General features: G+C 43.1%; 1 protein-coding gene. It reads right to left on the reverse strand.

What is annotated here, in order from left to right; genetic code table 11:
• Positions 1 to 455, reverse strand: a 455-nt coding sequence (locus R7Z77_RS28490) for a helix-turn-helix domain-containing protein (RefSeq protein WP_318137452.1), incomplete at its 3' end; no start/stop codon positions are given.
• Positions 456 to 515 lie beyond the last annotated feature (60 nt).

Consider the following 515-nt stretch of genomic DNA (forward strand, 5'->3'; position numbering starts at 1 on the left):
TAGTATTCGATAAAGGCTTGCTGCATCTCTGGATTAAACTTGTGCGGTACACCTTTCGGCTTCTTATATGAGAAACCGTGATGATGTAACCACTTGTTCATTCCAGCAACGGTATAACGGATACCAAACTCTGCTTGTACATAAGCGACAATTTGATGGATATGAAAGTACGTGTTTTCAGCCAGATGTTCGATAAGCTGCACGGTTTGCCCAGCAGAAAGTCGGCTTTGACTACCGCCATTTTCAGGCTTGAGTTTTTCAGAGAGAACATAATCACTGAGATGACGAGCGACGGTCGATTCGTGAATACGAAGAGCTTGAGAAATCATCATCTGACTCCAACCTTCAGAGGCAAGTAAAACTGCTTTGATGCGGTCGCAAACTCGACTATCACGTTCAATGTCGTGCATTTGTTCGAGTTGCAGTTTCTGTTGTGGAGTCAGTGTAATTTTCATGGTTCGTAGCATGATCCTGCTTTAAGGAAAAATCAAGCACCTTCAATGATCACGGGTATA

Source organism: Vibrio sp. 1401 (assembly GCF_033340295.1).